Raw genomic sequence first — 20,208 nt, 5'->3', positions numbered from 1 at the left:
CCGGCGGGTGCCGGTCGACGAACGACAAAGAAAGCAGGAACGGTAATGACCAGCAGGTCTCTCGGGCTGCGCAAGATCGCAGCCGGCCTCGGGGTCGCGGCTCTCGCCGCGCTCGGCGCCCTCGCAGTGTCGCCGGCCGCGAACGCCGCCGACACCCTGAGCCCCTCGAACATCACGGGGACCACGGGCACCCTGACCATCCACAAGCACGCGGGCGACCCCGGCGCGGCCGGCGACGGCACCCAGATCACCGACGCGGGCAAGCTCGCGGCGCTCGGTCAGGGCCTCGAGGGCGTCCAGTTCAGCGTGCAGCGCGTGAGCGCGAACGGCACGCCGATCGACCTCACCACCGCGGCGGGCTGGGACCAGGCGAAGACCGCCACCCCGGCGAACGTCTCGTCGGCGCCGTTCTCGGTCGCCGCGGGCACCACCGCGACCACGGACGCCACCGGTCAGGCCGTCGTCTCCAACCTCCCGTACGGCCTGTACCTCGTCACGGAGACCAGCCCCGGCACCAACCCGATCGTCTCGCCGGTGCAGCCGTTCCTCGTCTCGGTCCCGTACCCGAACCAGGGCGCGTGGCTGTACAACGTGCACGTCTACCCGAAGAACAAGCTGAACACCACGGAGCCGACCAAGACGGTCGCCGACCCGAAGGCGCCCGTGCTGGGCTCGCAGATCGTGTGGACGGTCAACGCGCCGATCCCCGCCCTCGCCGCCGGTGACACCTACCGCAGCTTCTCCATCACCGACAACCTCGACGCGCGGCTGACCTACGTCGGCGCGGTCGTCAAGGTCGATGGCACCACGCTGACCGAGGGCACGGACTACACCGTCTCCGGCAACACCGTGATCACCTTCACCGGGACCGGCCTCGGCAAGCTCGCCGGCAAGACCGCCGTGACCGCGGACATCACCACGACCGTGACCTCGCTCGGCGCCGACGGACAGATCCTGAACACCGCCGTCGTCAACACCAACGGCTCCGACCGCACCACCAACACGCCGCAGACCAACTGGGGCGCGCTGAAGGTCGTCAAGCAGGACGCCACGACGAAGAACACCCTCAAGGGCGCGATCTTCGAGGTGTACGACGCCAAGAACGGCACCAAGGTCGCCGGCCCGTTCACCACGAACGACGCCGGTGAGATCCTCGTCGACGGCCTGTGGGTCGGCAACAACGACGTGAAGAGCAAGGACTACTGGCTCAAGGAGACCCAGGCCCCGGCCGGCTACGTGCTGCCCGCCGACCCGTGGACCCAGGTCACCGTCACCGCCGCGGGCTCCGCGACGCCGACGTCCCTCACGATCTCCAACACCCAGCAGCAGGGACCGAACCTGCCGCTGACGGGTGGCGCGGGCAGCATGCTGTTCGCGATCGTCGGTGGCGCGCTGGTCGCCGCCGGACTCGGCACCATCGTGGTGCGTCGCCTGCGCGCACGTCGTCACTGATGACAGGTCCGTCAGCGGTCGCCCTCCGGCGTGACCGCTGACGGACTCGAGGAGGGCGGGATCCCGGTCCCGCCCTCCTCTCTGCTTCGGCGGATCACGATCCGGCCGAAGCCCCCGGTCCCGAACCCTGGATCCGATCCGCACCTCGAGGAGAACGCCATGACGCAGATCGCACCGCTGCGACGTCGCGACCTGCGACCGGCCGCCGCCCCGCGCTGGCGCATGCCCTGGGGCACCGCGATCCTCGCGACCGTCGCCTTCGCCGGCCTCCTGCTGCTCATGTACCCGACGGTGGCGAGCTGGTGGTCGCAGTACAACCAGTCGCAGCTCATCGTGAAGGTCGACTCCGAGGTCGGCGGCTCCGCGGCCGGCACCAGGGAGAAGGCGCTCGAGGAGGCGCGCGCCTACAACAAGGCGCTCGTCGGAGGAGCCCTCGTCGCGGCGGGATCCCGCATCCCGACGAGTTCGGCCGGCGCTCCGGGCTTCGACTACCCGAGCCTGCTCCGCGCGGACGCCGACGGCGTCATGGCCCGACTGCGCATCCCGTCGATCGGCGTCGACCTTCCGATCTACCACGGCACCTCCGACGCGACGCTCACCAAGGGCGTCGGCCACCTCGAGGGCACCTCCCTCCCCATCGGGGGCGCGGATCAGCACTCCGTGCTCACCGCGCACCGCGGGCTCGCGGGCGCGACGCTTTTCGACAACCTCGACCAGGTCAAGATCGGCGACACCTTCACGGTCGAGGTGTTCGGCCAGGTGCTGACCTACCGCGTGCGGGACACCCAGGTCGTGCTGCCGGAGCAGACGCAGACGCTCAGCCCGCAGGCGGGGGAGGACCTCGTCACCCTGGTGACCTGCACCCCGCTCGGCATCAACAGCCACCGGATCCTGGTCACGGGGGAGCGGGTGACGCCGACCCCGCAGAAGGACATCGACGCCGCCGGCGCGACGCCGGACATCCCCGGATTCCCCTGGTGGGCGCCGATCATCGGCGGCTCGCTGATCCTGCTCATCGGCCTCGTCTGGGCGACCGGTCGGCCCCGCCGCGAAGCGGCCGAGGAGACCGCCGCGGACGAGGCGTGACGGCGTCCCTCGCCGACACGCCGGACACGCCGCCGCGACACGCCCGAGTTTGCGACACGCCCGGGCTGCACGTAGACTGTTGAGGTTCCACATTCCGGAGCGCGTCCCGACGTGCGCCGGATCACTGCCAGGGCAGTGCACAGACGGCGCCCTTCCTCCGGGAAGCGGCCGCAGGGATCTGGGCCGCGGGCAGCAGAACAGACAACCGACACCTCTTCACCGAGGCCCCGCCATGTGCGGGGGTCGGCTTCCGCGGGTCGCAAGGCCCCGGGCTGACAGCAGAACAGTGGTGCGCCCCTTCGAGAGGCCTCGATCCGCAAGGATCCGGGCCAGGAGGAGGAGTGCGAAGGCGCAGAACGCGCCGTCGCGCGTCCAATGCCCCCGGATCACCCGGTCCGGGCAGGTAAGACGCTTAATGAGAGAGAGCAGACAATGGCGGGACAGAAGATCCGCATTCGCCTGAAGTCGTATGACCACGAGGTCATCGACACGTCGGCCCGCAAGATCGTCGACACCGTGACCCGTGCGGGCGCGACTGTCGTCGGCCCGGTGCCGCTTCCGACCGAGAAGAACGTCGTGTGCGTCATCCGGTCGCCCCACAAGTACAAGGACAGCCGCGAGCACTTCGAGATGCGCACCCACAAGCGTCTGATCGACATCGTCGACCCGACGCCGAAGGCCGTTGACTCGCTCATGCGTCTCGACCTTCCTGCTGACGTCAACATCGAGATCAAGCTGTAAGGGGATCACGATGGTCGACATCAACGCAAAGATTTCCAAGGGCCTGCTCGGCACCAAGCTCGGCATGACCCAGGTCTGGAACGAGAACGGCAAGCTGATCCCGGTCACCGTGATCGAGCTGGCCCCGAACGTGGTCACCCAGATCCGCACCCCCGAGAAGGACGGCTACAACGCCGTGCAGATCGCGGCCGGTCAGATCGACCCGCGCAAGGTCACGCAGCCCCTCGCCAAGCACTTCGAGGCCGCCGGGGTCACCCCGCGTCGCCACGTCACCGAGATCCGCACCGCGGACGCCGGCGACTACGCGCTGGGCCAGGAGCTCACCGTTGACGGCACCTTCGAGGCCGGCCAGCTGGTCGACGTCGTCGGCACCAGCAAGGGCAAGGGCTTCGCCGGTGTCATGAAGCGCCACAACTTCAAGGGCGTCTCCGCTTCCCACGGTGCGCACCGCAACCACCGCAAGCCCGGTTCCATCGGTGCTTCGTCGACCCCGAGCCGTGTCTTCAAGGGCATGCGCATGGCCGGTCGCATGGGTGGCGAGCGCGTGACCGTCCTCAACCTCACGGTGCACGCCGTCGACGCCGAGAAGGGTCTGCTGCTCGTCAAGGGCGCCGTCCCCGGCGCGCGCGGCCGCATCGTCTACGTCCGCAACGCAGTGAAGGGTGCCTGAGTCCCATGGCTGACACCACTCTGACGCTCGACGTGTTCGCCGGCGGCAAGAAGACCGGTACGGTCGACGCCCCCGCCGCGATCTTCGACGCCAAGACCAACGTTCCGCTGATCCACCAGGTCGTCGTCGCGCAGCTCGCCGCGGCACGCCAGGGCACCCACTCGACCAAGCGTCGTGGTGAGGTCTCCGGTGCCGGTCGCAAGCCCTTCAAGCAGAAGGGCACGGGTAACGCCCGTCAGGGCTCCATCCGCGCGCCGCACATGACCGGTGGTGGCATCGTCCACGGCCCGAAGCCGCGCGACTACTCGCAGCGCACCCCCAAGAAGATGATCGCCGCCGCCCTCGTGGGTGCGCTGAGCGACCGCTTCCGCGGAGAGCGCCTGCACGTCGTCGAGTCCTTCGGCATCGAGGGCAAGCCGTCCACCAAGACGGCCGCCGCCTACCTGAAGGCGCTCCCGGGCAAGAACATCCTCGTGGTCATCGACCGCGAGGACGACCTCACCGCCCTGAGCGTCCGCAACCTGGCCGCCGTGCACGTGCTGTACTCCGACCAGCTCAACGCCTACGACGTGGTCAACTCCGACGACATCGTCTTCACCAAGGCGGCCTTCGACGCGTTCGTCGCGCTGAAGTCCGGCGCAACCGAGGAGGTCTCCGCATGAGCGACAACATCCTCGCCGCGGCTGCCAACAAGGACCCGCGCGACATCATCCTGAAGCCGGTCGTCTCCGAGAAGAGCTACGGCCTGATCGACGAGGGCAAGTACACCTTCCTGGTGGACCCCCGCGCCTCCAAGACCGAGATCAAGCTCGCCATCGAGAAGATCTTCGACGTCAAGGTCGCGAGCGTCAACACGATCAACCGCGTCGGCAAGGCTCGCCGCACCCGCTTCGGCACCGGCAAGCGCAAGGACACCAAGCGCGCGATCGTTGCTCTGAAGTCGGGCACCATCGACATCTTCACGGCAGTGAACTGACCGGGGGATAAGGACAGAACATGGCTATTCGCAAGTACAAGCCCACGACCCCGGGTCGCCGCGGCTCGTCGGTGGCCGACTTCGCCGAGATCACCCGATCGACGCCGGAGAAGTCGCTGCTGCGTCCGCTCAGCAAGACCGGTGGCCGCAACAACCAGGGCCGTATCACGACCCGTCACATCGGTGGTGGCCACAAGCGCCAGTACCGCGTCATCGACTTCCGTCGCAATGACAAGGACGGCATCGACGCCAAGGTCGCTCACATCGAGTACGACCCCAACCGCACCGCGCGCATCGCGCTCCTGCACTACTTCGACGGCGAGAAGCGCTACATCCTCGCGCCGAACAAGCTCAAGCAGGGCGATGTCGTCGAGTCGGGTGCCGGCGCCGACATCAAGCCGGGCAACAACCTGCCGCTGAAGAACATCCCGACGGGTACCGTCATCCACGCCATCGAGCTCCGCCCCGGCGGCGGCGCGAAGATGGCCCGCTCGGCCGGCGTCTCCGTGCGCCTGGTCGCGAAGGACGGTCCCTACGCCCAGCTGCGTCTGCCCTCGGGTGAGATCCGCAACGTCGACGCGCGCTGCCGTGCGACGATCGGCGAGGTCGGCAACGCCGAGCAGTCCAACATCAACTGGGGCAAGGCCGGCCGCAAGCGCTGGTTGGGCGTTCGCCCGACCGTCCGCGGTGTCGCCATGAACCCGGTGGATCACCCGCACGGTGGTGGTGAGGGCAAGACGTCCGGTGGACGTCACCCCGTCTCCCCGTGGGGCCAGGCTGAGGGACGCACCCGTCACGCCAACAAGGAAAGCGACAAGTACATCGTGCGTCGCCGTAACGCTGGCAAGAAGCGCAAGTAGGAGTAAGAGAAGATGCCTCGCAGTCTTAAGAAGGGCCCCTTCGTCGACGAGCACCTGCTTCGCAAGGTGATCGTTCAGAACGATGCCGGTACCAAGAACGTCATCAAGACCTGGTCGCGCCGGTCGATGATCATCCCCGCCATGCTGGGACACACCATCGCCGTGCACGACGGACGCAAGCACATCCCCGTGTTCGTATCCGAGACCATGGTCGGTCACAAGCTGGGCGAGTTCGCGCCCACCCGCACCTTCCGCGGCCACGAGAAGGACGACAAGAAGGGGCGGCGCCGCTAATGGTCGAATCCATCGCACGCGTGAAGCACATCCGCGTGACCCCGCAGAAGGCTCGTCGTGTCGTCGCCCTCATCAAGGGCAAGCAGGCGCAGGAAGCCCTCGCCATCCTGAAGTTCGCGCAGCAGAGCGCCTCCGAGCCGATCTACAAGCTCGTGCACTCCGCGATCGCCAACGCTCAGGTGAAGGCCGACCGCGACGGCGAGTTCCTCGATGAGCAGGACCTCTACGTCAAGAACGCCTTCGTGGACGAGGGGACGACGCTCAAGCGTTTCCAGCCCCGCGCCCAGGGCCGCGCATTCCAGATCAAGAAGCGCACGAGCCACATCACGGTCGTGCTGGCCACCCCCGAGGTCGCCAAGAACGAGAAGGCGAGCAAGTAATGGGACAGAAGGTAAACCCGTACGGCTTCCGCCTCGGCATCACCACGGACCACGTGTCCCGGTGGTTCTCTGACTCGACCAAGCCGGGTCAGCGCTACGCCGACTACGTCGCCGAGGACATCAAGATCCGCAAGCTCCTGCAGACGCAGCTCGACCGCGCCGGCGTGAGCAACATCGAGATCGAGCGCACCCGCGACCGCGTGCGTGTGGACATCCACACCGCGCGTCCGGGCATCGTCATCGGCCGCCGCGGCGCCGAGGCCGAGCGCATCCGCGGAGACCTCGAGAAGCTCACGGGCAAGCAGATCCAGCTGAACATCCTCGAGGTCAAGAACCCCGAGGCCGACGCTCAGCTCGTCGCCCAGGGCATCGCCGAGCAGCTCTCTGCTCGTGTCGCCTTCCGTCGCGCCATGCGCAAGGGCCTCCAGGGTGCCCAGCGCGCGGGTGCGAAGGGCATCCGGATCCAGGTCTCGGGCCGCCTCGGCGGCGCGGAGATGAGCCGGTCGGAGTTCTACCGCGAGGGTCGTGTGCCGCTGCACACGCTGCGCGCGAACATCGACTACGGCTTCTACGAGGCCAAGACCACCTTCGGCCGCATCGGCGTGAAGGTCTGGATCTACAAGGGCGACCTCACCAACAAGGAGCTTGCCCGCGAGCAGGCCAACGCACCGAAGTCCCGTCGTGACGACCGTGGTGGCGACCGCCGCCGCGGCCCGCGCAACGAGGCTCCCGTCGCAGAAGGAGCGTCTGCCTGATGCTTATCCCTCGTAAGGTCAAGTACCGCAAGCAGCATCACCCCAAGCGTGATGGTGCGGCCACCGGCGGCACGAAGGTCTCCTTCGGCGAGTTCGGCATCCAGGCCCTCACCCCCGCCTACGTGACGAACCGTCAGATCGAGTCCGCTCGTATCGCGATGACCCGTCACATCAAGCGTGGTGGAAAGGTGTGGATCAACATCTACCCCGACCGTCCGCTCACGAAGAAGCCCGCCGAGACCCGCATGGGTTCCGGTAAGGGTTCCCCCGAGTGGTGGGTCGCCAACGTCAAGCCGGGTCGCGTCCTGTTCGAGGTCGCGGGCGTCAGCGAGGAACTCGCTCGTGAGGCCCTGACCCGTGCCATTCACAAGCTGCCGCTCAAGGCACGCATCATCAAGCGCGAGGAGGGCGACGCGTAATGGCGATCGGCACCAAGGAGCTCGGTGTGACCGAGCTCGACACGTTCGAAGACCAGCGCCTCGTCGAGGAGCTGCGCAAGGCCAAGGAGGAGCTGTTCAACCTCCGTTTCCAGTCGGCCACCGGCCAGCTGGAGAGCCACGGCCGCATCCGCGCCGTCAAGCGCGACATCGCGCGCCTGTACACCGTGATCCGCGAGCGCGAGCTGGGCATCCGTGCGACGCCCGCTCCGGTCGAGGCTCCGGCCAAGAAGGCGTCCAAGGCAAAGGCGAAGAAGGCCGACGAGGCTGACGCGCCGAAGGAGGAGGCCGAGTAATGGCTGAGAAGAAGGCTGCTGCCGTCGAGGCAGAGGTCGTCTCGCACGACGTGCGCGACGCCGATGCTCGTGGCTACCGCAAGTCGCGCCGCGGCTACGTCGTCAGCGACAAGATGGACAAGACCATCGTCGTCGAGGTCGAGGACCGCGTGAAGCACCCGCTGTACGGCAAGGTCATCCGCCGTACGACGAAGGTCAAGGCGCACGACGAGAACAACACCGCCGGCATCGGCGACCTCGTTCTCATCAACGAGACCCGCCCGCTGAGCGCCACGAAGCGCTGGCGTCTGGTGGAGATCCTGGAGAAGGCAAAGTGATCCAGACCGAGTCCCGACTCAAGGTCGCCGACAACACCGGCGCCAAGGAGCTGCTCACCATCCGCGTGCTCGGCGGCTCCAGCCGTCGCTACGCGGGCCTGGGCGACATCATCGTCGCCACGGTCAAGGACGCGATCCCCGGTGGGAACGTCAAGAAGGGCGATGTGGTCAAGGCCGTCATCGTCCGCACCAAGAAGCAGACCCGTCGTCCCGACGGTTCGTACATCAAGTTCGACGAGAACGCCGCCGTGATCCTGAAGAACGACGGGGAGCCCCGCGGCACCCGTATCTTCGGCCCGGTCGGTCGTGAGCTTCGTGACAAGAAGTTCATGAAGATCGTCTCGCTCGCCCCGGAGGTGCTGTAACTCATGGCGAACATCAAGAAGGGTGACCTGGTTCAGGTCATCTCGGGCCGCAAGCAGGAAAAGGGCGGCGACCGCGGCAAGCAGGGCAAGGTCCTCGAGGTCCTCGTCGAGCAGAACCGCGTGATCGTGGAGGGCGTGAACTACGCCACCAAGCACACGCGCGTCGGCCAGACGCAGCGCGGCACGAAGACGGGCGGCATCGAGACCATCGAGGCCCCCATCCACATCTCGAACGTCGCCCTGGTCGACCCCGAGACGAAGAAGCCGACCAAGGTCGGCCACCGCGTCGAGGAGCAGGTCAAGGACGGCGTGAAGCGCACGGTCCGCGTGCGCTACGCGAAGAAGAGCGGTAAGGACCTCTGATGGCGGCTGCTGACGCCGCGGGCGCTGTCAAGGTGCAGCCCCGCCTGAAGGCGAAGTACAACAACGAGATCAAGAAGGCTCTGCAGGACGAGTTCGGCTACGAGAACGTCATGCAGATCCCCGGCCTGGTCAAGGTCGTCGTCAACACCGGTGTCGGTGAGGCGGCTCGCGACTCCAAGGTGATCGATGGTGCGGTCGACGACCTCACCAAGATCACCGGCCAGAAGCCGATCGTCACGAAGGCCCGCAAGTCCATCGCGCAGTTCAAGCTGCGCGAGGGACAGCCCATCGGCGCGCACGTCACCCTCCGCGGTGACCGCGCCTGGGAGTTCGTGGACCGCCTCGTGAACCTCGCACTGCCCCGTATCCGCGACTTCCGCGGCCTCTCGGACAAGCAGTTCGACGGCAACGGCAACTACACCTTCGGTCTCACGGAGCAGAGCGTGTTCCACGAGATCGATCAGGACCGTATCGACCGCGTCCGCGGTTTCGACATCACTGTCGTGACCACGGCGAAGAACGACGACGAGGGTCGCGCCCTGCTGCGCCACCTCGGCTTCCCGTTCAAGTCGAACGACGCGCAGGCGTAAGACGATGTTCTGAAGGCCGGATCCCGGGGTTTCTCCCCGGGTTCCGGTCTTCGGGCGTGTCCCGCTTGACGTACAATTGAAAATTGCGTGCTCATCGCAGGCCGTCTGCCGTGTAACGGCAGCCGGAACCTCATGAACGAAAGAAGACAACTATGACGATGACAGACCCGGTCGCAGATCTGCTGACCCGTCTGCGCAACGCGAACTCGGCGCACCACGACTCCGTGACCCTGCCGTCGAGCAAGCTGAAGACCCACATCGCCGAGATCCTCCAGCAGGAGGGCTACATCGCGGGCTGGGAGGTCACCGACGCGCGCGTCGGCACCAACCTCACCATCTCGCTGAAGTACGGCCCGAACCGCGAGCGGTCGATCGCCGGCATCAAGCGCGTCTCCAAGCCCGGCCTCCGCGTCTACGCGAAGTCGACCGAGCTGCCCAAGGTCCTCGGCGGCCTCGGCGTCGCGATCCTGTCCACCTCCTCGGGGCTCCTTACGGACCGCCAGGCAGAGCAGAAGGGCGTGGGCGGAGAAGTTCTCGCCTACGTGTGGTGATCTGAAATGTCGCGTATTGGACGACTTCCCATCGAGATCCCCGCGGGCGTGACCGTCTCGGTCGACGGCCGTGCGGTTTCGGTGAAGGGCCCGAAGGGCGAGCTCTCGCTCACCGTGGCCTCCCCCATCGAGGTGTCGGTCGAGGAGAACCAGGTTCTCGTCACCCGCCCGGACGACGAGCGCGCCTCGCGTTCGCTGCACGGTCTGACCCGCACCCTCATCAACAACGACATCATCGGCGTGACCCAGGGCTACTCCAAGGGCCTCGAGGTCGTCGGCACCGGTTACCGCGTGCAGCAGAAGGGCAGCTCGGTCGAGTTCGCCCTCGGCTTCTCGCACCCGGTCCTGATCGACCCGCCCGCCGGCATCACCCTGACGGTCGAGGGCAACAACAAGCTCACCGTCAGCGGCATCAGCAAGCAGGCCGTCGGCGAGGCGGCTGCGAACATCCGCAAGATCCGCAAGCCCGAGCCGTACAAGGGCAAGGGCGTGCGCTACGCCGGCGAGGTCGTGCGTCGCAAGGCCGGAAAGAGTGGTAAGTAACCATGGCTATCAAGACGAAGTCCGACGCCCGCTCGCGTCGTCACGCCCGTCTTCGCAAGAAGATCCAGGGCACCGAGGCGCGTCCGCGCCTGGTCGTCACCCGTTCGGCCCGCCACGTCTTCGTGCAGCTGGTCGACGACAGCAAGGGCCACACCGTGGCCAGCGCCTCCACCCTCGAGACCGACCTGCGCGGCTTCGACGGTGACAAGACCGCCAAGGCCCGCAAGGTCGGCGAGCTCGTCGCCGAGCGTGCGAAGGCCGCCGGCGTCTCGGAGGCCGTGTTCGACCGCGGTGGCAACCGGTACGCCGGTCGCGTCGCGGCCATCGCCGATGGCGCCCGTGAAGGGGGGCTGGCACTGTGAGTGACATCAAGGAGAACGAAGTGACCGAGACGGCTCCTGCCGCCGAGAACGCGGCCGGTTCCGAGGCTCCGCAGCGCGATGAGCGCCGCGGCGGCCGTGGTGGCCGCGACCGTGGCCAGGGCGGCCGTGATCGCAACTCGCGCGACCGCGGGGACAACCAGTTCCTCGAGCGCGTGGTGACCATCAACCGCGTGTCGAAGGTCGTCAAGGGCGGCCGTCGCTTCAGCTTCACCGCGCTCGTCGTGGTGGGTGACGGCAACGGTCTCGTGGGTGTCGGCTACGGCAAGGCCCGCGAGGTTCCGCTCGCCATCTCGAAGGGTGTCGAGGAGGCGAAGCGCAACTTCTTCCGCGTGCCGCGCTCCGCGAGCACCATCCCGCACCCGGTGCAGGGCGAGGCCGCTGCCGGCGTCGTGCTGCTCCGTCCGGCTGCTGCCGGTACCGGTGTCATCGCCGGTGGTCCGGTCCGCGCCGTGCTCGAGTGCGCCGGTATCCACGACGTGCTGTCGAAGTCGCTCGGTTCGTCGAACACGATCAACATCGTGCACGCGACGGTGGAGGCCCTGAAGCAGCTCGAGGAGCCCCGTGCGGTCGCCGCGCGTCGTGGCCTCGAGTTCGACCAGGTCGCCCCGGCGCGTCTCGTCCGCGCAGAGGCTGAGGCCATCGCTGCGCAGAAGGCAGGTGCCTGATGGCTGCGCGCCTCAAGGTCACGCAGGTCAAGTCCAAGGTGAGTGAGAAGCAGAACCAGCGCGACACGCTGCGTTCGCTCGGCCTCAAGCGGATCGGCGACTCGGTCGTCCGTCCCGACGATGCCCAGACCCGCGGTTACGTCCGCGCGGTCGCTCACCTCGTCAAGGTTGAGGAGATCGACTAATGGCTGAGAAGAAGGAAGCGGCCACGAAGACCGCCGCCAAGAAGCCGGCCGCCAAGAAGGCCGAGGAGACCACGGTCTCCCGTCCCGGCGTCCTGAAGGTGCACCACCTGCGTCCGGTCCCCGGCGCCAACACCGCGAAGACCCGTGTCGGTCGCGGTGAGGGCTCCAAGGGCAAGACCGCCGGTCGCGGCACCAAGGGCACCAAGGCCCGCAACACCGTCCGCGTCGGTTTCGAGGGTGGGCAGATGCCGCTGCACATGCGCACCCCGAAGCTGCGCGGGTTCAAGAACCCGTTCCGCGTGGAGTACCAGGTCGTGAACCTGGAGAAGCTCGCCGAGCTCTACCCGGCCGGTGGCGACGTGACCGTCGCCGACCTGGTCGCCAAGGGCGCGGTCCGCAAGAACGAGAAGGTCAAGGTCCTGGGCAACGGCGACATCGCCGTGGCTCTGACCGTGTCGGTCGACAAGGTCTCCAGCTCCGCGGAGCAGAAGATCGTCGCCGCCGGCGGATCGATCAAGTAACACCCGTCGAGAGGGGCCGGAGATATCTCCGGCCCCTCTTGCGTTACCCTGGGTAATTGACTGTCCCTCGACGGGCGTCATCCCTTTGCAGGAAGGCAAGCTTTTGTTCAGCGCCATCGCGCGGATCTTCCGCACGCCTGATCTTCGACGCAAGATCGGCTTCACGATCGCGATCATCGCGATCTACCGCCTCGGATCCACCGTGCCCGCTCCGTTCGTGAGCTTCCCGAACGTCTCAGAGTGTCTCGCCCAGAACAGCGGGACCGAGGGGCTGCTCGGGCTCGTCAACCTGTTCTCCGGCGGCGCGCTGCTGAAACTGTCGATCTTCGCCCTCGGCGTCATGCCGTACATCACGGCGTCGATCATCACGCAGTTGCTGCGCGTGGTCATCCCGCACTTCGAGGCGCTGCACAAGGAGGGCCAGGCCGGCCAGGCCAAGCTCACCCAGTACACCCGCTACGTGACCATCGCGCTGGCGCTGCTGCAGTCCACGACCCTCGTCACGGTCGCGCGCACCGGCCAGCTCTTCGGCCAGACCGGCGTCGCGGCGTGCAACCAGCTGCTCACCAACGACGTGTGGTGGGCGCAGCTGCTGCTCATCATCACGCTGACGGCCGGCACCGGCCTCATCATGTGGTTCGCCGAGCTCGTCACGGAGAAGGGCATCGGCAACGGCATGTCGCTGCTGATCTTCACGTCGATCGCCGCGACCTTCCCCGGCGCCATGTGGGCCATCTGGCAGACCAAGGGCTTCGAGATCTTCCTGCTCGTGCTGCTCGTCGGCATCGTCGTGATGACCCTGGTGGTCTTCATCGAGCAGTCCCAGCGCCGGATCCCGGTGCAGTACGCCAAGCGCATGGTCGGCCGCCGCACGTACGGCGGCACCAACACCTACATCCCGATCAAGGTCAACATGGCGGGCGTGATCCCGGTCATCTTCGCCTCGTCGCTGCTGTACATCCCGATGCTGGTCGCGCAGTTCAACATCCCGCAGGACGGCAAGACGCCGCCGGCGTGGGCGACCTGGATCATGACGTACTTCGTCAAGGGCGACCACCCGATCTACATGATCACGTACTTCCTGCTGATCATCGGATTCACGTACTTCTACGTCGCGATCACGTTCAACCCGACCGAGGTCGCGGACAACATGAAGAAGTACGGCGGCTTCATCCCCGGCATCCGCGCGGGTCGTCCCACGGCCGAGTACCTCGACTACGTGCTCACCCGCATCACGCTGCCCGGATCCCTCTACCTCGGCCTCATCGCGCTGATCCCGCTGATCGCGCTGGCCACGGTCGGGGCGAACCAGAACTTCCCGTTCGGCGGCGCGTCGATCCTGATCATCGTCGGCGTCGGCCTCGAGACGGTCAAGCAGATCGATGCTCAGCTGCAGCAGCGACACTACGAAGGGCTCCTCCGATGACGGCATCCGCAACCTCCACCGCACGCCTGCTGATCGTGGGCCCGCAGGGCTCCGGCAAGGGCACGCAGGGAGTGCGGATCGCCGAGGCCTACGGCATCCCCGTGGTCTCCACGGGGGACATCTTCCGGGCCAACATCAAGGACGGGACGGACCTCGGCAAGCAGGTCACGGCGATCCTCGATGCGGGCGACCTCGTCTCGGACGAGCTGACCGGCGAGCTCGTGCGCGACCGTCTGTCCCAGCCCGACGCCGAGGCCGGCTTCCTCCTGGATGGCTACCCCCGCAACGCCGCGCAGGTCGTGCACCTGGACGCGTTCCTGGCCGAGTCGGGCACCGCGCTCGACGCGGTCATCCTGCTCGACGTGCCGCGCGAGGAGAGCATCGCCCGCCTCGAGCTGCGCGCGACCGAGCAGGGCCGCGCCGACGACACCCCCGAGGCGATCGCGCACCGTCTGGACATCTACGAGGCGCAGACCGCCCCGATCCTCGACGCGTACGGCGCCCGCGGCATCGTCGACACGATCGACGGCGTCGGCAGCCTCGACGAGATCACCGAGCGCATCTTCGCGGCGCTGGGTGCCCGCGGTCTCGTGCGCACGGCTGCGGTCTGACGTGGCGTTCCGCCGCTCCATCTACAAGAGCCGTGCCCAGCTGGGGACGATGGTCGAGCCCGGCCTGATCACGGGCGCGGCGCTCACCGCGGTGCGCGCCGCCGTGCGTCCCGGCATCACGACGGGGGAGCTCGACGCGATCGCCGAGCGCGTGATCCTGGATCGCGGCGCGGAGTCGAACTTCAAGCTCGTGCGTGGCTACCGGCACACCACGTGCATCTCGGTCAACGACCAGGTGGTGCACGGGATCCCCGGATCCCGGGTGCTGCAGCCCGGCGACATCGTCTCGATCGACTGCGGTGCGCAGTTCCGCGGCTGGAACGGCGACAGCGCGATCACGGTCATCGTGCCAGATGAGGCGCAGGCGGAGGTCGTCGCCGCGCGACAGGCCCTGTCGGACGTGACAGAGGGATCCATGTGGGCCGGCATCGCCGCGATGGCGTCCGCGAAGCACCTGGGCGACATCAGCGCGGCCATCGAGGACCACATCCTCGGGGCGGGCCCCTCGTCCGTCTCCGGGAAGCCCTACGGGATCCTGCGCGAGTACGTCGGCCACGGCATCGGCCGCAAGATGCACGAGGCGCCGAGCCTGTTCAACTACCGCACGCCCGACCGCGGCGCCGAGGTGCGCCCCGGTCTCGTGCTCGCGATCGAGCCCATGGTGACCGCCGGATCCGACCAGACGTACGTCGAGGACGACGACTGGACCGTCTCCACCACCGACGGATCCGACGGCTCGCACTGGGAGCACAGCGTCGCCCTGCACGACGACGGCATCTGGGTGCTGACCGCCGCCGACGGGGGAGCGGCCGGTCTCGCCCGGTTCGGCGTCACGCCTGCGCCCATCGCGTAGCGTTCACGGAGGAGGGGACTGATGGCGCAGACAGGCCGCCGGGCTAACGGGTTCGCCATCGGGATCACCGCCGCGGTCGTCGCTGTGCTCATCGCCCTCGTCGGCGTGGTCGTCTGGCTCAACAACAGCGCGACGGAGCCGGGCGAAAAGCCGACCTCCTCGCACATCACCGACAGTGGCTCGATCGTGTTCGGGGGCGGCAAAGCGAACACGGTGACGACGTACGTCGACTTCCTGTGCCCGATCTGCCAACAGTTCGAGCAGGCCGAGGGGTCGACGATCCAGAAGCAGATCGCCGACGGCCGTGCATCGCTCGAGGTCCAGCCCGTGGCGATCCTCGACGGCCGGAGCGTTCCCGCCGGCTATTCGAGTCGGGCCGCCTCTGCGATGTACTCGGTCGCGATCCATGACTACGAGCATGCCTCCGCGTTCATGCAGGCGCTCTACGCGCAGCAGCCGCAGGAGGGGTCGGCGGGGCTCACCGACGATCAGATCGTCGGCATCGCCAAGCAGGCGGGCGTGACGGTCACGGGAGATCTCGAGAACGAGATCAAGACGCACCGGTACCAGAAGTTCGTCCAGTCCGTGCAGCTTCCTCCGGGAGCGACCGGCACGCCGACCCTGGTCATCAACGGCGATCGGATTCCTCTGACCTTGAATCCGGAGACCGACATCCTTCCGCACCTGAAGTAGCGCCGGCAATCCGGACCCAGAGAGAGCGGCTCCCACGACGCTCAAAGGCGGGACACGGCACAATGGGAAGACATAGCTGAGCGGATCCGCCGGGCGGGTCTGGACAAGGAGACACACACATGGCCGCTGCCAAGGGCAGGACCAACGGGTTCGCCATCGGAATCACCGCCGCCGTCGTCGCCGTGCTCATCGCACTCGTGGGCGTCGTCGTGTACCTGAACAACAAGGCCACGGATCCTGGTGCGGCCCCGAAGAGCGCGATCATCAACTCCGACACGGGCGCCGTCACCACCGGCTCCGGCAAGGACAAGGTCGCCGTCTTCGTCGACTTCCAGTGCCCGATCTGCAAGACGTTCGAAGGCCAGTACGGCTCGCAGCTCCAGGCGCTCGCCATGGAGAACAAGATCACGCTCGAGTACCACCCGATCGCGATCCTGGACCGGTTCTCCCAGGGCACCAACTACTCGTCGCGTGCGGCCGCCGCGGCCTACAGCGTCGCGCAGGAGAACCCGGACAAGTTCCTCGACTACCTGAACCTGCTGTTCGAGAAGCAGCCCACCGAGAACACCCCCGGTCTCACCGACCAGCAGCTGATCGACTACGCGAAGCAGGTCGGCGCCGACAAGGCCGAGGCCACGATCAAGGCGAACACGTTCTTCAAGTTCCCGACCGCACAGGCCACTGCGCACAAGATCCAGGGAACGCCGACGATCGAGATCAACGGCCAGCGCCTCGACACCAGCAAGCAGAGCGACGTCGCCAAGCTGCAGGCGATCGTCGACCAGAAGTAACCACGCCGCATTTTGCGGATCCGCGGATCCGGACTACCATAGATCCTTGGTGCTTTGCGCCTTGGTCCGGCGTGTCCGGATCCGCACAGCTCCACCACCACCCACCCACCGCAGATCGACCGGTCTGCAGAAGCGTCAGCGAGGCTATGGCTAAGAAAGACGGTGTCATCGAGATCGAAGGCGTCGTGTCCGAGGCGCTGCCCAACGCGATGTTCCGCGTTGAGCTCTCCAACGGACACAAGGTCCTTGCAACGATCTCCGGAAAGATGCGGCAGAACTACATCCGCATCATCCCCGAGGATCGCGTCGTCGTGGAGCTCTCGCCCTACGACCTCACGCGCGGCCGCATCGTCTACCGCTACCGCTAGGCCGGTCGAGAAGTAACACCCCAGGCGTTCGCGCCTGCCCGGTGAAGACAGCGATAAGGAAACAACATGAAGGTCAACCCCAGCGTCAAGCCGATCTGCGACCACTGCAAGGTGATCCGCCGTCACGGCCGCGTCATGGTGATCTGCAAGAGCAACCCGCGCCACAAGCAGCGCCAGGGCTGAGCAGCGGGCCCCGGCCCGTCACTCTCGCAATCTCACAACTCAATATCTGACAGGCAGGATCAGAACCCGCAAGGGGGACACCTCGGGCGGAGGCCCGGGCACCGATCCTGCTCCACACCTCCACAACACTCCAGGAGTTACCGCATGGCACGTCTTGCCGGCGTCGACATCCCGCGCGACAAGCGCGTGGTGATCGCCCTCACGTACATCTACGGCATCGGCCGTACCCGTTCGGTCGAGATCCTCAAGGCCACCGAGATCGACGAGTCGATCCGCGTCAAGGACCTCTCCGACGACCAGCTCGTCGCCCTCCGCGACTACATCGAAGGCACCTACAAGGTGGAGGGTGACCTCCGCCGCGAGGTCGCCGCCGACATCCGCCGCAAGGTCGAGATCGGCTCCTACGAGGGCATCCGCCACCGTCGTGGCCTGCCGGTCCGCGGTCAGCGCACCAAGACCAACGCGCGTACCCGCAAGGGCCCCAAGCGCACCGTCGCCGGCAAGAAGAAGGCCCGCTAAGCGGCGGCCAGGGAATAGGAGAAAACTTTCATGGCTGCACCCAAGGCCGCCGCGCGCAAGCCGCGCCGCAAGGAGAAGAAGAACATCGCGCTGGGCCAGGCCCACATCAAGTCGACGTTCAACAACACCATCGTCTCGATCACCGACCCGTCCGGCGCCGTCATCGCCTGGGCGTCCTCCGGTGGCGTGGGCTTCAAGGGCTCGCGCAAGTCCACCCCGTACGCCGCCGGCATGGCCGCGGAGTCGGCCGCCCGTCAGGCCGCCGAGCACGGTGTGAAGAAGGTCGACGTCCTCGTGAAGGGTCCGGGCTCCGGCCGCGAGACCGCGATCCGCTCGCTGCAGGCCGCCGGCCTCGAGGTGGGTTCGATCCAGGATGTGACGCCGCAGGCGCACAACGGCTGCCGCCCGCCGAAGCGCCGTCGCGTCTGACGCGTTCTGAGGATCCCCGGTCTCGACCCCGTCGAGACCGGGGATCCTCACCCGCGTTTCTTCCACAACTCAAGACCTCACCCACACGTGTCATATAGCGGGCACGTGATCGAAAGGAACACACAGTGCTCATCGCACAGCGTCCCACTCTCACCGAGGAAAAGATCTCCGAGAACCGCAGCCGGTTCGTCATCGAGCCGCTCGAGCCCGGCTTCGGCTACACGATCGGCAACGCGCTGCGTCGCAGCCTGCTCTCCTCGATCCCCGGCGCGGCCGTGACCAGCGTCCGCATCGACGGCGTCCTCCACGAGTTCAGCACCATCCCCGGTGTCAAGGAGGATGTCACCGAGATCATCCTCAACATCAAGCAGCTGGTCGTCTCCTCGGAGCGCGACGAGCCCATCACCGCCTACCTGCGCAAGACCGGCGCCGGTGAGGTCACCGCGGCGGACATCTCCGCTCCGGCCGGCGTCGAGGTGCACAACCCCGAGCTGGTCATCGCGACCCTCAACGAGACCGCCAAGTTCGAGCTCGAGCTCACCATCGAGCGCGGCCGCGGCTACGTCTCCGCGGCGCAGAACCGCAGCGAGTACGCCGAGGCCGGCCAGGTGCCGATCGACTCGATCTACTCGCCCGTGCTCAAGGTCAGCTACCGCGTCGACGCCACCCGCGCCGGCGAGCGCACCGACTTCGACAAGCTCGTGCTGGACGTCGAGACCAAGTCGGCGATCGCCCCGCGCGACGCCGTCGCTTCGGCCGGTCGCACGCTGACCGAGCTGTTCGGCCTCGCCCGCGAGCTGAACGTCGAGGCCGAGGGCATCGAGATCGGCCCCGCGCCGGTCGAGGCCGTGCTCTCCAACGAGCTGTCGATGCCGATCGAGGACCTCGATCTGTCGGTCCGCTCGTACAACTGCCTCAAGCGCGAAGGCATCAACACGGTGTCCGAGCTCGTCGCCCTCTCGGAGACGCAGCTCATGAACATCCGCAATTTCGGACAGAAGTCGGTGGACGAGGTGCGCGACAAGCTCGTCTCGCTCGGCCTGTCGCTGAAGGATTCGGTGCCCGGTTTCGACGGCGCCCACTTCTACGGCGGCTCCGAAGACGAGTCCTTCTGATACCCGAACCTTTCCGATCCAGGAGTAAGAACAATGCCTAAGCCCACCAAGGGTCCCCGCCTCGGAGGCGGCCCGGCCCACGAGCGTCTGCTGCTCGCGAACCTCGCCGCACAGCTGTTCGTTCACAAGTCGATCAAGACCACCGAGACCAAGGCCAAGCGCCTGCGTCCGCTGGCCGAGCGCCTCGTCACCTTCGCCAAGCGCGGCGACCTGCACGCACGCCGTCGCGTGCTGACGGTCCTGCGCAGCAACAAGGAGGCGACGCACATCCTGTTCGCCGAGATCGCGCCGCTGGTCGCCGAGCGTGAGGGCGGCTACACCCGCATCACCAAGGTCGGCAACCGCAAGGGCGACAACGCGCCCATGGCCGTGATCGAGCTCGTTCTCGAGCCCGTCGCCCCCAAGGTGAAGAAGGCCGCCGCGAAGCCCGCCAAGGCTGAGAAGGCCGCTCCCGCCGCCGAGGCTCCGGCTGAGGTCGTCGAGACCGAGGTCGTCGAGGAGGCCGTCGAGGCCCCCGCCGCCGAGGCTGCTGCTGAGGCTCCGGCCGAGGCCGCCGCGGAGGAGAAGGCCGAGTAAGGTCTCCCGCTCGTTCGAAGCCCGTCGTCCCCCGTGGGACGGCGGGCTTCGTCGTTGTGCTGCCCGCGCCCGATGCCTCGGCCGCGCCCGGTGCCCCGGCGGTCGGTCGCTCCCGCCCCGCACCACTTCCGAGTCGTCCCTGTGAGCGCACCCTATGGCGTGCGCGCACCCGGGCGACTCGGGAGTGGGGGGGGGGGAGTGAGGGGGCGGGGGC

33 protein-coding genes are annotated in these 20,208 nt (G+C 67.3%); all 33 read left to right on the top strand.

The features are described from left to right. Nucleotides 1-45: 45 nt before the first annotated feature. Nucleotides 46-1,452, top strand: coding sequence for a SpaH/EbpB family LPXTG-anchored major pilin (locus tag ACIPY5_RS13280; RefSeq protein ID WP_400971463.1), 1,407 nt, complete (start codon nt 46-48; stop codon nt 1,450-1,452). A 159-nt stretch (nt 1,453-1,611) separates the two neighbouring features. Further along, a complete protein-coding gene (locus ACIPY5_RS13275) occupies nt 1,612-2,538 on the top strand; it encodes a class C sortase (RefSeq protein ID WP_400971461.1) in 927 nt (308 codons plus the stop codon). Nucleotides 2,539-2,970: 432 nt separating this feature from the next. Then, nucleotides 2,971-3,279: a 30S ribosomal protein S10 gene (gene rpsJ, locus ACIPY5_RS13270; RefSeq protein WP_017201594.1), complete on the top strand. Its 309-nt coding sequence runs from the start codon at nt 2,971-2,973 to the stop codon at nt 3,277-3,279. A 10-nt stretch (nt 3,280-3,289) separates the two neighbouring features. Further along, entirely contained in the window at nt 3,290-3,949 is a 660-nt protein-coding gene (gene rplC / locus ACIPY5_RS13265) for a 50S ribosomal protein L3 (protein WP_105686031.1), read from the top strand. 5 nt (nt 3,950-3,954) lie between these two features. Continuing rightward, the gene (rplD, locus tag ACIPY5_RS13260) at nt 3,955-4,611 is read left to right on the top strand and encodes a 50S ribosomal protein L4 (protein WP_400971458.1); all 657 of its coding nucleotides are present in this window, start codon (nt 3,955-3,957) and stop codon (nt 4,609-4,611) included. After that, nucleotides 4,608-4,925, top strand: a complete 318-nt coding sequence (gene rplW, locus ACIPY5_RS13255) for a 50S ribosomal protein L23 (protein ID WP_045249924.1) — start codon at nt 4,608-4,610, stop codon at nt 4,923-4,925. Before rplD ends, rplW begins: the two co-directional genes overlap by 4 nt. Before the next feature lie 20 nt (nt 4,926-4,945). Beyond that, nucleotides 4,946-5,785, top strand: a complete 840-nt coding sequence (gene rplB / locus ACIPY5_RS13250) for a 50S ribosomal protein L2 (RefSeq protein ID WP_400971456.1) — start codon at nt 4,946-4,948, stop codon at nt 5,783-5,785. A 12-nt stretch (nt 5,786-5,797) separates the two neighbouring features. Continuing rightward, nucleotides 5,798-6,079 carry a 30S ribosomal protein S19 gene (gene rpsS / locus ACIPY5_RS13245; RefSeq protein ID WP_045271043.1) on the top strand — a complete coding sequence of 94 codons (282 nt, stop codon included), beginning with the start codon at nt 5,798-5,800 and terminating at the stop codon, nt 6,077-6,079. Further along, nucleotides 6,079-6,459, top strand: coding sequence for a 50S ribosomal protein L22 (rplV, locus tag ACIPY5_RS13240; protein WP_159574850.1), 381 nt, complete (start codon nt 6,079-6,081; stop codon nt 6,457-6,459). The genes rpsS and rplV overlap by 1 nt, the downstream gene beginning before the upstream one ends. Further along, a complete protein-coding gene (rpsC, locus tag ACIPY5_RS13235) occupies nt 6,459-7,214 on the top strand; it encodes a 30S ribosomal protein S3 (protein WP_233312362.1) in 756 nt (251 codons plus the stop codon). Before rplV ends, rpsC begins: the two co-directional genes overlap by 1 nt. Next, nucleotides 7,214-7,633 carry a 50S ribosomal protein L16 gene (gene rplP, locus ACIPY5_RS13230; RefSeq protein WP_045271046.1) on the top strand — a complete coding sequence of 140 codons (420 nt, stop codon included), beginning with the start codon at nt 7,214-7,216 and terminating at the stop codon, nt 7,631-7,633. The genes rpsC and rplP overlap by 1 nt, the downstream gene beginning before the upstream one ends. Next, nucleotides 7,633-7,947 (top strand): 50S ribosomal protein L29, encoded by a 315-nt coding sequence (rpmC, locus tag ACIPY5_RS13225; RefSeq protein ID WP_045271047.1) that lies wholly within the window; start codon nt 7,633-7,635, stop codon nt 7,945-7,947. The genes rplP and rpmC overlap by 1 nt, the downstream gene beginning before the upstream one ends. Beyond that, entirely contained in the window at nt 7,947-8,264 is a 318-nt protein-coding gene (gene rpsQ, locus ACIPY5_RS13220; protein WP_400971451.1) for a 30S ribosomal protein S17, read from the top strand. The genes rpmC and rpsQ overlap by 1 nt, the downstream gene beginning before the upstream one ends. Continuing rightward, nucleotides 8,261-8,629 carry a 50S ribosomal protein L14 gene (gene rplN, locus ACIPY5_RS13215; protein ID WP_045271048.1) on the top strand — a complete coding sequence of 123 codons (369 nt, stop codon included), beginning with the start codon at nt 8,261-8,263 and terminating at the stop codon, nt 8,627-8,629. Before rpsQ ends, rplN begins: the two co-directional genes overlap by 4 nt. Before the next feature lie 3 nt (nt 8,630-8,632). Next, a complete protein-coding gene (gene rplX / locus ACIPY5_RS13210; protein WP_045249916.1) occupies nt 8,633-8,992 on the top strand; it encodes a 50S ribosomal protein L24 in 360 nt (119 codons plus the stop codon). Further along, nucleotides 8,992-9,582, top strand: coding sequence for a 50S ribosomal protein L5 (rplE, locus tag ACIPY5_RS13205; RefSeq protein WP_292722884.1), 591 nt, complete (start codon nt 8,992-8,994; stop codon nt 9,580-9,582). Before rplX ends, rplE begins: the two co-directional genes overlap by 1 nt. Nucleotides 9,583-9,734: 152 nt before the next feature. Beyond that, on the top strand, nt 9,735-10,133 hold the full coding sequence (gene rpsH, locus ACIPY5_RS13200) for a 30S ribosomal protein S8 (protein WP_292722887.1): 399 nt from the start codon (nt 9,735-9,737) through the stop codon (nt 10,131-10,133). A 6-nt stretch (nt 10,134-10,139) separates the two neighbouring features. Then, nucleotides 10,140-10,676 (top strand): 50S ribosomal protein L6, encoded by a 537-nt coding sequence (rplF, locus tag ACIPY5_RS13195; RefSeq protein ID WP_400971447.1) that lies wholly within the window; start codon nt 10,140-10,142, stop codon nt 10,674-10,676. Between the two features lie 2 nt (nt 10,677-10,678). Beyond that, on the top strand, nt 10,679-11,038 hold the full coding sequence (gene rplR, locus ACIPY5_RS13190; protein ID WP_267920971.1) for a 50S ribosomal protein L18: 360 nt from the start codon (nt 10,679-10,681) through the stop codon (nt 11,036-11,038). After that, nucleotides 11,035-11,724 (top strand): 30S ribosomal protein S5, encoded by a 690-nt coding sequence (rpsE, locus tag ACIPY5_RS13185; RefSeq protein ID WP_374208780.1) that lies wholly within the window; start codon nt 11,035-11,037, stop codon nt 11,722-11,724. Before rplR ends, rpsE begins: the two co-directional genes overlap by 4 nt. After that, a complete protein-coding gene (rpmD, locus tag ACIPY5_RS13180; protein WP_045249910.1) occupies nt 11,724-11,909 on the top strand; it encodes a 50S ribosomal protein L30 in 186 nt (61 codons plus the stop codon). The genes rpsE and rpmD overlap by 1 nt, the downstream gene beginning before the upstream one ends. Then, nucleotides 11,909-12,430, top strand: coding sequence for a 50S ribosomal protein L15 (gene rplO, locus ACIPY5_RS13175; RefSeq protein WP_105686040.1), 522 nt, complete (start codon nt 11,909-11,911; stop codon nt 12,428-12,430). Before rpmD ends, rplO begins: the two co-directional genes overlap by 1 nt. 103 nt (nt 12,431-12,533) lie before the next feature. Next, complete coding sequence (secY, locus tag ACIPY5_RS13170) at nt 12,534-13,856, top strand: preprotein translocase subunit SecY (RefSeq protein WP_400971443.1); 1,323 nt, start codon at nt 12,534-12,536, stop codon at nt 13,854-13,856. Continuing rightward, entirely contained in the window at nt 13,853-14,467 is a 615-nt protein-coding gene (locus tag ACIPY5_RS13165) for an adenylate kinase (protein ID WP_400971441.1), read from the top strand. The genes secY and ACIPY5_RS13165 overlap by 4 nt, the downstream gene beginning before the upstream one ends. 1 nt (nt 14,468) lies before the next feature. Then, nucleotides 14,469-15,320 carry a type I methionyl aminopeptidase gene (gene map / locus ACIPY5_RS13160; RefSeq protein WP_309341098.1) on the top strand — a complete coding sequence of 284 codons (852 nt, stop codon included), beginning with the start codon at nt 14,469-14,471 and terminating at the stop codon, nt 15,318-15,320. Nucleotides 15,321-15,341: 21 nt separating this feature from the next. Beyond that, nucleotides 15,342-16,013, top strand: coding sequence for a DsbA family protein (locus tag ACIPY5_RS13155; RefSeq protein ID WP_400971439.1), 672 nt, complete (start codon nt 15,342-15,344; stop codon nt 16,011-16,013). Between the two features lie 119 nt (nt 16,014-16,132). Next, a complete protein-coding gene (locus ACIPY5_RS13150; RefSeq protein WP_400971437.1) occupies nt 16,133-16,804 on the top strand; it encodes a DsbA family protein in 672 nt (223 codons plus the stop codon). A 146-nt stretch (nt 16,805-16,950) separates the two neighbouring features. After that, nucleotides 16,951-17,172 carry a translation initiation factor IF-1 gene (gene infA / locus ACIPY5_RS13145; RefSeq protein ID WP_018171468.1) on the top strand — a complete coding sequence of 74 codons (222 nt, stop codon included), beginning with the start codon at nt 16,951-16,953 and terminating at the stop codon, nt 17,170-17,172. 66 nt (nt 17,173-17,238) lie between these two features. Further along, nucleotides 17,239-17,355: a 50S ribosomal protein L36 gene (rpmJ, locus tag ACIPY5_RS13140; protein ID WP_005050492.1), complete on the top strand. Its 117-nt coding sequence runs from the start codon at nt 17,239-17,241 to the stop codon at nt 17,353-17,355. A 144-nt stretch (nt 17,356-17,499) separates the two neighbouring features. Then, a complete protein-coding gene (gene rpsM, locus ACIPY5_RS13135; RefSeq protein ID WP_292723411.1) occupies nt 17,500-17,874 on the top strand; it encodes a 30S ribosomal protein S13 in 375 nt (124 codons plus the stop codon). Nucleotides 17,875-17,904: 30 nt separating this feature from the next. Beyond that, nucleotides 17,905-18,303 (top strand): 30S ribosomal protein S11, encoded by a 399-nt coding sequence (gene rpsK / locus ACIPY5_RS13130; protein WP_017829189.1) that lies wholly within the window; start codon nt 17,905-17,907, stop codon nt 18,301-18,303. Nucleotides 18,304-18,428: 125 nt separating this feature from the next. Further along, nucleotides 18,429-19,418: a DNA-directed RNA polymerase subunit alpha gene (locus tag ACIPY5_RS13125; RefSeq protein ID WP_309341105.1), complete on the top strand. Its 990-nt coding sequence runs from the start codon at nt 18,429-18,431 to the stop codon at nt 19,416-19,418. Between the two features lie 33 nt (nt 19,419-19,451). Then, nucleotides 19,452-19,994 (top strand): 50S ribosomal protein L17, encoded by a 543-nt coding sequence (rplQ, locus tag ACIPY5_RS13120; RefSeq protein ID WP_400971433.1) that lies wholly within the window; start codon nt 19,452-19,454, stop codon nt 19,992-19,994. The last annotated feature ends 214 nt before the right edge of the window (nt 19,995-20,208 follow it).

It is taken from the genome of Microbacterium sp. NPDC089698 (assembly GCF_044749045.1).
Taxonomy (GTDB): domain Bacteria; phylum Actinomycetota; class Actinomycetes; order Actinomycetales; family Microbacteriaceae; genus Microbacterium.
The sequence above is the reverse complement of the archived record's forward strand: the minus strand, read 5'-3'. Positions and strand labels throughout refer to the sequence as shown.

Excerpts from the sequence above, each read along its gene's own strand:
- ACIPY5_RS13280 (WP_400971463.1), top strand. The coding sequence starts at position 46 with ATGACCAGCAGGTCTCTCGGGCTGCGCAAGATCGCAGCCGGCCTCGGG.
- ACIPY5_RS13275 (WP_400971461.1), top strand. The coding sequence starts at position 1,612 with ATGACGCAGATCGCACCGCTGCGACGTCGCGACCTGCGACCGGCCGCC.
- rpsJ (WP_017201594.1), top strand. The coding sequence starts at position 2,971 with ATGGCGGGACAGAAGATCCGCATTCGCCTGAAGTCGTATGACCACGAG.
- rplC (WP_105686031.1), top strand. The coding sequence starts at position 3,290 with ATGGTCGACATCAACGCAAAGATTTCCAAGGGCCTGCTCGGCACCAAG.
- rplD (WP_400971458.1), top strand. The coding sequence starts at position 3,955 with ATGGCTGACACCACTCTGACGCTCGACGTGTTCGCCGGCGGCAAGAAG.
- rplW (WP_045249924.1), top strand. The coding sequence starts at position 4,608 with ATGAGCGACAACATCCTCGCCGCGGCTGCCAACAAGGACCCGCGCGAC.
- rplB (WP_400971456.1), top strand. The coding sequence starts at position 4,946 with ATGGCTATTCGCAAGTACAAGCCCACGACCCCGGGTCGCCGCGGCTCG.
- rpsS (WP_045271043.1), top strand. The coding sequence starts at position 5,798 with ATGCCTCGCAGTCTTAAGAAGGGCCCCTTCGTCGACGAGCACCTGCTT.
- rplV (WP_159574850.1), top strand. The coding sequence starts at position 6,079 with ATGGTCGAATCCATCGCACGCGTGAAGCACATCCGCGTGACCCCGCAG.
- rpsC (WP_233312362.1), top strand. The coding sequence starts at position 6,459 with ATGGGACAGAAGGTAAACCCGTACGGCTTCCGCCTCGGCATCACCACG.
- rplP (WP_045271046.1), top strand. The coding sequence starts at position 7,214 with ATGCTTATCCCTCGTAAGGTCAAGTACCGCAAGCAGCATCACCCCAAG.
- rpmC (WP_045271047.1), top strand. The coding sequence starts at position 7,633 with ATGGCGATCGGCACCAAGGAGCTCGGTGTGACCGAGCTCGACACGTTC.
- rpsQ (WP_400971451.1), top strand. The coding sequence starts at position 7,947 with ATGGCTGAGAAGAAGGCTGCTGCCGTCGAGGCAGAGGTCGTCTCGCAC.
- rplX (WP_045249916.1), top strand. The coding sequence starts at position 8,633 with ATGGCGAACATCAAGAAGGGTGACCTGGTTCAGGTCATCTCGGGCCGC.
- rplE (WP_292722884.1), top strand. The coding sequence starts at position 8,992 with ATGGCGGCTGCTGACGCCGCGGGCGCTGTCAAGGTGCAGCCCCGCCTG.
- rpsH (WP_292722887.1), top strand. The coding sequence starts at position 9,735 with ATGACGATGACAGACCCGGTCGCAGATCTGCTGACCCGTCTGCGCAAC.
- rplF (WP_400971447.1), top strand. The coding sequence starts at position 10,140 with ATGTCGCGTATTGGACGACTTCCCATCGAGATCCCCGCGGGCGTGACC.
- rplR (WP_267920971.1), top strand. The coding sequence starts at position 10,679 with ATGGCTATCAAGACGAAGTCCGACGCCCGCTCGCGTCGTCACGCCCGT.
- rpmD (WP_045249910.1), top strand. The coding sequence starts at position 11,724 with ATGGCTGCGCGCCTCAAGGTCACGCAGGTCAAGTCCAAGGTGAGTGAG.
- rplO (WP_105686040.1), top strand. The coding sequence starts at position 11,909 with ATGGCTGAGAAGAAGGAAGCGGCCACGAAGACCGCCGCCAAGAAGCCG.
- ACIPY5_RS13165 (WP_400971441.1), top strand. The coding sequence starts at position 13,853 with ATGACGGCATCCGCAACCTCCACCGCACGCCTGCTGATCGTGGGCCCG.
- ACIPY5_RS13155 (WP_400971439.1), top strand. The coding sequence starts at position 15,342 with ATGGCGCAGACAGGCCGCCGGGCTAACGGGTTCGCCATCGGGATCACC.
- ACIPY5_RS13150 (WP_400971437.1), top strand. The coding sequence starts at position 16,133 with ATGGCCGCTGCCAAGGGCAGGACCAACGGGTTCGCCATCGGAATCACC.
- infA (WP_018171468.1), top strand. The coding sequence starts at position 16,951 with ATGGCTAAGAAAGACGGTGTCATCGAGATCGAAGGCGTCGTGTCCGAG.
- rpmJ (WP_005050492.1), top strand. The coding sequence starts at position 17,239 with ATGAAGGTCAACCCCAGCGTCAAGCCGATCTGCGACCACTGCAAGGTG.
- rpsM (WP_292723411.1), top strand. The coding sequence starts at position 17,500 with ATGGCACGTCTTGCCGGCGTCGACATCCCGCGCGACAAGCGCGTGGTG.
- rpsK (WP_017829189.1), top strand. The coding sequence starts at position 17,905 with ATGGCTGCACCCAAGGCCGCCGCGCGCAAGCCGCGCCGCAAGGAGAAG.
- rplQ (WP_400971433.1), top strand. The coding sequence starts at position 19,452 with ATGCCTAAGCCCACCAAGGGTCCCCGCCTCGGAGGCGGCCCGGCCCAC.